Annotated in this window: 9 protein-coding genes and 2 tRNA genes; 9 read left to right on the forward strand and 2 right to left on the reverse strand. The window is 66.4% G+C overall.

The features are described from left to right. The first annotated feature begins 2 nt into the window (after positions 1-2). Positions 3-407: a type IV pilin protein gene (locus ABB33_RS12175; protein ID WP_056932288.1), complete on the forward strand. Its 405-nt coding sequence runs from the start codon at positions 3-5 to the stop codon at positions 405-407. A 90-nt stretch (positions 408-497) separates the two neighbouring features. Here ABB33_RS12175 and ABB33_RS12180 read toward each other — a convergent pair. After that, positions 498-574, reverse strand: a tRNA-Asn gene (locus ABB33_RS12180). 69 nt (positions 575-643) lie between these two features. After that, positions 644-1,204: a GspH/FimT family pseudopilin gene (locus tag ABB33_RS12185; protein WP_056932289.1), complete on the reverse strand. Its 561-nt coding sequence runs from the start codon at positions 1,202-1,204 to the stop codon at positions 644-646. Between the two features lie 166 nt (positions 1,205-1,370). Here ABB33_RS12185 and uvrB point away from each other — a divergent pair, with 166 nt between their 5' ends. The 8 genes from uvrB to ytpR all read left to right on the forward strand — a co-directional run. Beyond that, entirely contained in the window at positions 1,371-3,386 is a 2,016-nt protein-coding gene (gene uvrB, locus ABB33_RS12190; RefSeq protein WP_054668639.1) for an excinuclease ABC subunit UvrB, read from the forward strand. 157 nt (positions 3,387-3,543) lie between these two features. Next, positions 3,544-3,618: transfer RNA gene (locus ABB33_RS12195), tRNA-Val, on the forward strand. 420 nt (positions 3,619-4,038) lie between these two features. Further along, on the forward strand, positions 4,039-5,943 hold the full coding sequence (thrS, locus tag ABB33_RS12200) for a threonine--tRNA ligase (protein WP_056932290.1): 1,905 nt from the start codon (positions 4,039-4,041) through the stop codon (positions 5,941-5,943). A gap of 66 nt (positions 5,944-6,009) precedes the next feature. Then, on the forward strand, positions 6,010-6,534 hold the full coding sequence (gene infC / locus ABB33_RS12205) for a translation initiation factor IF-3 (protein ID WP_225546736.1): 525 nt from the start codon (positions 6,010-6,012) through the stop codon (positions 6,532-6,534). 287 nt (positions 6,535-6,821) lie between these two features. Continuing rightward, positions 6,822-7,019: a 50S ribosomal protein L35 gene (gene rpmI / locus ABB33_RS12210; protein WP_010342861.1), complete on the forward strand. Its 198-nt coding sequence runs from the start codon at positions 6,822-6,824 to the stop codon at positions 7,017-7,019. A gap of 11 nt (positions 7,020-7,030) precedes the next feature. Further along, entirely contained in the window at positions 7,031-7,390 is a 360-nt protein-coding gene (gene rplT, locus ABB33_RS12215) for a 50S ribosomal protein L20 (protein ID WP_056932291.1), read from the forward strand. Positions 7,391-7,752: 362 nt separating this feature from the next. Then, the gene (locus ABB33_RS12220; RefSeq protein ID WP_056932292.1) at positions 7,753-8,748 is read left to right on the forward strand and encodes a phenylalanine--tRNA ligase subunit alpha; all 996 of its coding nucleotides are present in this window, start codon (positions 7,753-7,755) and stop codon (positions 8,746-8,748) included. Positions 8,749-8,814: 66 nt separating this feature from the next. Next, positions 8,815-9,493: YtpR family tRNA-binding protein (gene ytpR, locus ABB33_RS12225; protein ID WP_338108057.1), on the forward strand; the 679-nt coding region annotated here is incomplete at its 3' end.

Here is a 9,493-nt window from a genome sequence, read left to right on the forward strand (position 1 = left end):
AAATGAAGAGTGGGCGAGGCGCTCGGGAGTCTGGCTTCAGCCTGATCGAGCTGATGGTGGTGGTGGCGATACTGGCGATTCTCGCCAGCATCGCATTGCCGAGCTACAACGAACACATGCGCAAGGCGCGCCGGGCGGCGGGTGCGGCATGTGCTGCGGCGGTGGCGCAAAGACTGGAGCGGGTGTACACGACCGACCTGAGTTATGCGGCGGCGCCGAACATCGCCACGTTGACCGCTTCATGCGACAGTGATGCGCTGCTTTATTACACCTTCAGCAGGAATGTCGGTGCGCGTACTTACACGGTCTCCGCCGCGCCCAAGGGCAAGCAGTCGGGTGATTCGTGCGGGACGTTGAGCATCAACCAGTTGGGCGTGAAATCCCCGAGCAGCTCTGGCTGCTGGTAATCCGGCGGAGTGGTGCGCAGGGGGCGTGGGCCGACAGGGAGGTCGGCCAGGCAAATAAAAAAGCCTGCGATCGCTCGCAGGCTTTTTATCTGGCGCCCGAAGTTGGACTCGAACCAACGACCCCCTGATTAACAGTCAAGTGCTCTAACCGGCTGAGCTATTCGGGCGGGGACGCGCATTCTACGCAGCGCCGCCGGGGCGTGCAAGCCCCGCCGGCGCGTCGCGGGCGCGGGCGTTCAACGCGGGCATGCCGTCGGCGTCCTGGGGCGGGCAGTGCGCGCGCGGCCCGCGTTGTTGACGATCACCCGCGCCAACAGACGCCCCTTGGTGTTGCACAGCGAGATGGTCAGGTTGCTGCCGGCGCTGCGGCCATCGGGCAGGTAGCGGACCTGTCGTCGTCCGGCGGAACTGACGACCCGGATGTGGCGCGATGCCGGGGGTATGTCCTGCCGCACGATGTCGTCCGGTGTGTCGGGGCGGCGGTTGCCATCGCGGTCGAGGAACAGCAGCCAGCCATTGCTCCAGTCGCTCGAACGCGTGCAGGTGGTGCCATCCGTGGAAGGGCAGAGCGCGGCGATGCCGCGCCTGCTGACCGCGGTGAGGCGGGCCAGGGCGAGGTTGTTGAGCAGCGCATAGGTCGCGGCCCGGGTGCGTTGCCGTTCGATCAGTCCCTCCATGGATGGCAGGGCGACGATGGCAAGGGTCGCCAGGATGAACGCGCCCACCAGGATTTCCACCAGGCTCATGCCGCGCGGATGCGGCGAGGGAGGAGGGGATGCAAGGGGTGTCCAGGCCATGCAGGGCTTTCCCGCGGAACGGCGCGCAGCGCGCCTGCAGGCAGACTGGGCCGATACGCTGGCGACGGGAATCGGCCGCAGGGTGCAGGCGGGCATGGGAAATGTCCTCAGCCGGCCGTCATCCGTGCGATGGCTATACTTGCCGGTCCATACCGCCGGCGCCGCCATGTCCGACCGTTTCCAGCTCGTATCGCCCTATTCGCCGGCAGGCGACCAGCCGGCCGCGATCGCCAAACTCGTCGCCAACTTCGAGGCCGGCATCGCCAAGCAGACCCTGCTGGGCGTGACCGGATCGGGCAAGACCTACACCATCGCCAACGTGGTGCAGCAGGTCCAGCGGCCGACCCTGGTGATGGCGCCGAACAAGACGCTGGCGGCGCAGCTGTATGGCGAGTTCAAGTCGTTCTTCCCGCATAACGCGGTCGAGTACTTCGTCAGCTACTACGATTACTACCAGCCCGAGGCCTACGTGCCGGCCTCGGATACCTTCATCGAGAAGGACAGCTCGATCAACGAGCATATCGAGCAGATGCGGCTCGCCGCGACCAAGACCCTGCTGTCACGGCCCGATGCCCTGGTGGTGGCGACGGTCTCTGCGATCTATGGCCTCGGCGCGCCCGAGGACTACCTGTCGCTGCGGCTGATCCTGTCCAAGGGCGAGCGCATCGACCAGCGCGACCTGATCAAGCACCTGACCCAGTTGCAGTACACCCGCAACGAGTACGAACTGCAGCGCGGCACCTTCCGCGTGCGCGGTGAGGTCATCGACGTGTTTCCCGCCGAGTCGGACAGCGAGGCGGTGCGCATCGAACTGTTCGATGGCGAAGTCGAGCAGCTGGGCATGTTCGACCCGCTCACCGGCGAGAGCCTGCGCAGGATGCAGCGTTACACGATCTACCCCAAGACCCACTACGCCACCACCCGCGAACGGGTGCTGGCGGCGATCGAGACGATCAAGGCCGAGCTCAAGGAGCGGCTGGAGCAGCTGTACGCGCAGAACAAGCTGGTCGAGGCGCAGCGCCTGGCCCAGCGTACCCAGTTCGACCTGGAGATGATGGCCGAGGTCGGCTACTGCAGTGGCATCGAGAATTACTCGCGGCACCTGACCGGCAAGGCCGCCGGCGAGCCGCCGCCGACCCTGTTCGACTACCTGCCGCCGGACGCGTTGCTGGTGATCGACGAATCGCACGTGACCATCCCGCAGATCGGCGCGATGTACAAGGGCGACCGCTCGCGCAAGGAGACGCTGGTGGAGTTCGGCTTCCGCCTGCCATCGGCGCTGGACAACCGCCCGCTGCGTTTCGAGGAATGGGAGGCGCGCTCGCCGCGCAGCATCTACGTATCGGCCACCCCCGGACCCTATGAGCTGCGCGAGTCGGGCGACGAGATCACCGAGCTGGTGGTGCGCCCGACCGGCCTGGTCGACCCGCAGGTCGAGATCCGGCCGGTGGCCACCCAGGTCGACGACCTGATGTCCGAGTGCCACGCGCGCATCAGCATGGGCGACCGCGTGCTGGTCACCACCCTGACCAAGCGCATGGCCGAGAACCTCACCGAGTACCTCGGCGAGCATGGCATCCGCGTGCGCTACCTGCATTCGGACGTGGATACGGTCGAGCGCGTGGAGATCATCCGCGACCTGCGCCTGGGCAAGTTCGACGTGCTGGTCGGCATCAACCTGCTGCGCGAAGGCCTGGACATGCCGGAAGTCTCGCTGGTGGCGATCCTGGATGCGGACAAGGAAGGCTTCCTGCGTTCGACCGGCTCGCTGATCCAGACCATCGGCCGCGCCGCCCGCAACCTGCGCGGCAAGGCGATCCTCTATGCCGACAGGATCACCCGCTCGATGCAGGCGGCCATCGACGAGACCGACCGCCGTCGCCAGAAGCAGGTGGAGCACAACGAGGCGCACGGCATCGTGCCCAAGTCGGTGGCGCGGCCGATCATCGACATCCTCGAGGGCGCGCATGAAGAGGGATCGGCCAAGTCCGGCGCCAAGGGCAAGGGGCGGCGGGTGGCAGAGCCCGAGGCCGACTATCTGTCGCTGGAGCCGGCCAGGCTGGCGGCCCGCATCAAGGAGCTGGAACAGCGGATGTACCAGCATGCGCGCGACCTGGAGTTCGAGGACGCGGCGCGGGTGCGCGACCAGATCCGCCGCATGAAGGAAGCAAGCCTGGGATGAGTCGCGCGCCTTGCCGGTGCCTTGCCGGTGCCTTGCCCGCGGGTGGGGCGGGGCGCATGGAGGGCGATGTGAAAATTTTTCCGGAAACCTGTTGCTCTTGCCGGATCGCTGGCATAAGATACGCGCCCTCGCAGCAAGCAATTTGTTGCGGCGAAAAGGGCGGTTAGCTCAGCGGTAGAGCACTACCTTGACATGGTAGGGGTCACAGGTTCGAACCCTGTACCGCCCACCACTCCGGTGAGGAGTGGATCAATGACCCGGCAGATGCCGGGTTTTTTGTGGCCGTCGATCCGCGCCGGGCGACCCGCCGGAATGTGTCGCCCAGGCCCGCTTTCCCCCGGTTTCCCGTCGCGCTGGCGCGCGGTGCGGTTGCCGGCCGGACAGAGGGACGCCGGCGCGCGCGCGATGGAGGCGGAATGGCCGCGATTGGTTTACCATCGTGCCCGATCTCCTTCCGGAAAAGGTGGCCCGCGGAAACGCCGGCCGAGCGTGCGACATGAGCACTACCCACTCCTGACGCCAGATTCCGCCACGGCCCTGCAGCAGGCGCCTTCGTGGCGCTTTTTTATTGCCCCGATTCTCCGCAGGCGCATTCCCGCATCGCGTGCTCCGCGATCCGCCGCGACCGGCGGGCCATCCCCCAGGTGAAGCCATGATCAACATCACTCTCCCCGACGGCAGCATCCGTCAGTTCGAAAACCCGGTCAGCGTCATGGACGTGGCCCAGTCCATCGGCGCCGGCCTGGCCAAGGCCACCATCGCCGGCGCGGTCGACGGCGTGCTGGTCGATGCCAGCGACGTCATCGACCACGACGCCGCGCTGCGCATCATCACCGCCAAGGACGAGGAGGGCGTGGAGATCATCCGCCACTCCTGCGCCCACCTGGTCGGCCATGCGGTCAAGCAGCTGTATCCGGACGTGAAGATGGTGATCGGCCCGGTCATCGCCGAGGGCTTCTACTACGACATCTACTCCGAGCGCCCGTTCACGCCCGATGACATGGCTGCGATCGAGAAGCGCATGGGCGAGCTCATCGCGCAGGACTACGACGTCATCAAGAAGATGACGCCGCGCGCCGAGGTGGTCGAGATCTTCAGGGCCCGCGGCGAGGACTACAAGCTGCGCCTGATCGAGGACATGTCCGCCGACATCCAGGCCATGGGCATGTACTACCACCAGGAATACGTGGACATGTGCCGCGGCCCGCACGTGCCGAACACGCGTTTCCTCAAGGCCTTCAAGCTGACCCGTATTTCCGGCGCCTATTGGCGCGGCGACGCCAAGAACGAGCAGCTGCAGCGCATCTACGGCACCGCATGGGCCGACAAGAAGCAGCTCGAGGCCTACATCAAGCGCATCGAGGAAGCCGAGATGCGCGACCACCGCCGCATCGGCAAGCAGCAGGAGCTGTTCCACCTGCAGGAAGAGGCGCCGGGCCTGGTGTTCTGGCACCCGAAGGGCTGGGCGCTGTGGCAGGTGGTCGAGCAGTACGTGCGCCGCGTCTATCGCAGCAGCGGCTACGGCGAGGTGCGCTGCCCGCAGATCCTGGACGTGAGCCTGTGGAAGAAGTCCGGCCACTGGGACAACTACCAGGACAACATGTTCTTCACCGAGTCGGAGAAGCGCACCTACGCGGTCAAGCCGATGAACTGCCCGGGCCACATCCAGGTGTTCAACCAGGGCCTGCACAGCTACCGCGACCTGCCGATCCGCTACGGCGAGTTCGGCGCCTGCCACCGCAACGAGCCGTCCGGCGCGCTGCACGGCATCCTGCGCGTGCGCGGCTTCACCCAGGACGACGGCCACGTGTTCTGCACCGAGGAGCAGGTGGAGTCCGAGGTCCGCGCGTTCCACGCCCAGGCGCTGAAGGTCTATGCCGATTTCGGCTTCGAGGACATCCAGATCAAGATCGCGCTGCGCCCGGAATCGCGCCTGGGTGACGACGCCACCTGGGACAAGGCCGAAGACGCCCTGCGTTCGGCGCTGTCCAGCTGTGGCGTGGAATGGCAGGAACTGCCCGGCGAGGGTGCCTTCTACGGCCCGAAGATCGAGTATCACCTGAAGGACGCCATCGGCCGGACCTGGCAGCTGGGCACCATGCAGGTGGACTTCATGATGCCGGGCCGGCTCGGTGCCGAGTACGTCGACGAAAACAGCCAGAAACGGCACCCGGTGATGCTGCACCGGGCCATCGTGGGCTCGATGGAGCGCTTCATCGGCATCCTCATCGAGCACCATGCCGGCGCGTTCCCGACCTGGCTGGCGCCGGTGCAGGTGGTGGTGGCCAATATCACCGACGCCCAGGCTGAATACGTTCAGCAGGTTCGCAAAACCCTTGCGGAGCAAGGGTTCCGGGTCACCGCCGATTTGCGGAACGAGAAGATCGGCTATAAGATTCGCGAGCATACGCTGCAGCGTGTGCCGTATCTGCTGGTCATCGGCGACCGCGAGAAGGAGAACGGCGCGGTGGCGGTACGCACCCGTTCGGGCGAGGATCTGGGCAGCATGTCGCTCCAGGCCTTCATCGAACGCCTGCAGGCGGAACACAGGCAGTAAGCATCCAGCCCCGGTCCCCGCGGACGCTCCGCCGGGGCCGGTTCGATTCCATCCGGAGATTGCAATATCAGTACCCCTGACAACAAGCAGAATCGTCGCAATCATGAAATCCGCGTGCCGCGCGTGCGCGTGATCGGCAGCGACGGTGAAATGATCGGCGTGTTGACGCGCGACGAAGCGCTGTCGATGGCCGAGGATGAGGGCCTGGACCTGGTCGAGATCCAGCCGCAGGCCGATCCGCCGGTCTGCAAGATCATGGACTTCGGCAAGTTCAAGTTCGAACAGCAGAAGAAGGCCAACGAGGCCAAGAAGAAGAGCCGCCAGGTCGAGATCAAGGAAGTCAAGTTCCGTCCGGTCACGGACGAGGGCGACTACCAGATCAAGCTGCGCAAGATGCGTGGTTTCCTCGAGGAGGGCGACAAGGTCAAGGTCAACATCCGCTTCCGTGGCCGTGAGATGAGCCACCAGGAGCTGGGTCGCGAGATGGCCGGTCGCATCGAGGCGGACCTGGGCGAGGACATCGTGATCGAATCGCGCCCGCGCCTGGAAGGCCGGCAGATGGTCATGATGATCGCGCCGAAGAAGAAGTAACGGCGCCGCGGCCCGGGCCGCAGCCGTACCCGCGGACGGGGAGGGGCCTGGCGTCGGCTTCCCGTCCCGTATTCATTTGCCTGTCCCCGCTGCCGCCTGCGTTTGCAAGTGTGCTGGGGCCCGGGCATAATGGGCGGCCCGGTTCGCCGGGTTTGCTGTTTGCAACACCCAACAGGACCTGCCTGCCTCCATCGGGAGTGCGGGCTTCAAGCAGGCAAGGGCAAGGATGGAAAGCGTGGCGCAAGCCACCGCCCGGCCAGTAAAAAGAGACCATCAAGGACATAGCAATGCCCAAGATCAAGACCAACCGGGCGGCGGCCAAGCGTTTCCGCAAGACCGCTTCCGGCAAGTACAAGGCTGGCCACGCCAACCGTAGCCACATCCTCACCAAGAAGGCGACCAAGCGGAAGCGTAACCTGCGTCAGACGAACCACGTCCGCGCAGAAGACGCAGGCCGTCTGGACCGCATGCTGCCCTACCTCTGAGGAACTGAACCATGGCACGAGTCAAGCGTGGTGTGCAGGCGCGCCGCCGCCACAAGAAGATCATCAGCCAGGCGAAGGGCTACTACAATGCCCGCCGCAAGGTTTTCCGCGTCGCCAAGCAGGCGGTCATCAAGGCGCAGCAGTACGCCTATATCGGCCGCAAGCAGAAGAAGCGCAATTTCCGTTCGCTGTGGATCACCCGCATCAATGCGGCTGCCCGCATCAACGGCATGAGCTACAGCCGTTTCATGAACGGCCTGCTCAAGGCTGGCATCAGCCTGGACCGCAAGGTGCTGGCGGACATCGCCGTGCACGACGCGGCGGGTTTTGCCGCGCTGGCCGAGAAGGCCAAGAGCGCGCTGGCGGCATAAGTCCTTCCCCTGCCGGCGCGGTTCACCCGCGGCGGTGGTGAATGAGACAATGCATGGGGAAGGGCGCAAGTCCTTCCCCATTTCTTTTTCCAGCTTGGCCGTTCCCTCTTCCCTCGGGAGGAGGCGCCCCGAGGGGGCGGATGAGGGCGCGCCGCAGGAGCCCGCGGCAGTAGCGGGGTTGAACGCGTCGCCACGCACCGGATTGGGAAACAATCGGTGCATCGGCGTCAGCGCAATCCGACTACGCTAGGATTCGCTCGTGCCCTCACCTCGATCTTCTTCCACCGGAAGGGGACTGGGAGCTCCGGGATATCGCCCCGGCGCGGAACGTGTGAGGCGACCCATCCGAGATCCGTCGATCCATGAGTGACATCCAATCCCTGACCACCCAGGCGCTGGCCGACGTGGCCGCGGCGCAGAATCCGGAAACGCTGGAGAACCTGCGCGTGGCCCTGCTGGGCAAGAGCGGCAGCATCACCGCGCAGCTCAAGCAGCTGGGCGCATTGCCGGCCGACGAACGCAAGGCGGCGGGCGAGGCGATCAACCGCGCGCGTGATGCGGTGTCCGCGGCGCTGGGCGAACGCAAGGCGCTGCTGGAGAACGCGGCCCTGGACGCGCGCCTGGCATCCGAGCGCATCGATGTCACCTTGCCCGGGCGCGATGGCGGGCGCGGCGGCCTGCATCCGGTCACGCGCACCCTGGAGCGCATCACCGAGATCTTCGGCCGGCTCGGCTACGAACTGTCCGAAGGCCCGGAGATCGAGGACGACTGGCACAACTTCGAGGCGCTGAACTTCCCGCCGCACCACCCGGCGCGCGCCATGCACGACACCTTCTACTTCGGCGATGGCCGCCTGCTGCGCACGCATACCTCCGGGGTGCAGGTGCGCTACATGGGCGACCACCGCCCGCCGCTGCGCATGATCGCCGCCGGCAAGGTCTACCGCAGCGACAGCGACCAGACCCATTCGCCGATGTTCCACCAGGTCGAGGGCCTGCTGGTGGACGAGCACTCCACCTTCGCCGATCTCAAGGGCACGCTGAGCGAGTTCGTGCGCGCCTTCTTCGAGCGCGATTTCGAGATGCGCTTCCGCCCGAGCTATTTCCCGTTCGTGGAGCCGGGTGCGGAGGTGGACATCGCCTGGCAGCAGCCCGACGGCAGCACCCGCTGGCTGGAGGTGCTGGGCTGCGGCATGGTGCACCCGAACGTGCTGCGCAACTGCGGCATCGATCCGGAGCGTTACACCGGCTTCGCTTTCGGGTTGGGCGTGGAGCGCTTCGCGATGCTGCGCTATGGCGTGAACGACCTGCGCGCGTTCTTCGACAACGACGTGCGTTTCCTGCGCCAGTTCGCCTGAGGCGCGGCAGCAGGTTCCCACAGGCACACACGGCGGGCGATGGCCCGCACAACGGATCGAGCAACGATGAAATTCTCCGAAAACTGGCTGCGCAGCCATGTCCCCACCGACGCCTCGCGCGACGCGCTGAGCGCGGTGCTGACCGCCATCGGCCTGGAGGTCGAGGACGTGACGGCGTTGGGCCAGGGCCTGGACCACGTGGTGGTGGCGCGCATCGTCGAGGCGGTGCGCCATCCCGAGGCCGACCGCCTGCAGGTGTGCAAGGTCGATGCGGGCCGGGGCGAGCTGCTGCAGATCGTCTGCGGAGCGCCGAACGCGCGCCCGGGCCTGGTGGCGCCGCTGGCCCTGGTCGGCGCGCAGATCGGCGAGCTCAAGATCAAGCCGGCCAGGCTGCGTGGCGTGGAATCCAACGGCATGCTGTGCTCGGTCAGGGAGCTGGGCCTGGACAGCGACGCTTCCGGCCTGCTGGAGCTGCCGGATGACGCGCCGGTGGGCACGGCGCTGGTCGAGTACCTCGGCCTGCCCGACGCCAGCATCGAGATCAAGCTCACCCCGAACCGCGCCGACTGCTTCAGCGTGCGCGGCATCGCCTTCGACGTCGCCGCCGCCACCCGCAGCCAGGTCAAGCCGTTCGCCGCCGACGCGGTGCCGGCGCAGGGCGCGCGCGAGCTGGCCATCACGCTGCAGGCCGGCGCCGAGGCGCCGCGCTACCTGGGCCGCGTGATCGAAGGCGTCGATGCGCGTG

It is taken from the genome of Stenotrophomonas acidaminiphila (assembly GCF_001431595.1).
Taxonomy (GTDB): Bacteria; Pseudomonadota; Gammaproteobacteria; order Xanthomonadales; family Xanthomonadaceae; genus Stenotrophomonas; species Stenotrophomonas acidaminiphila.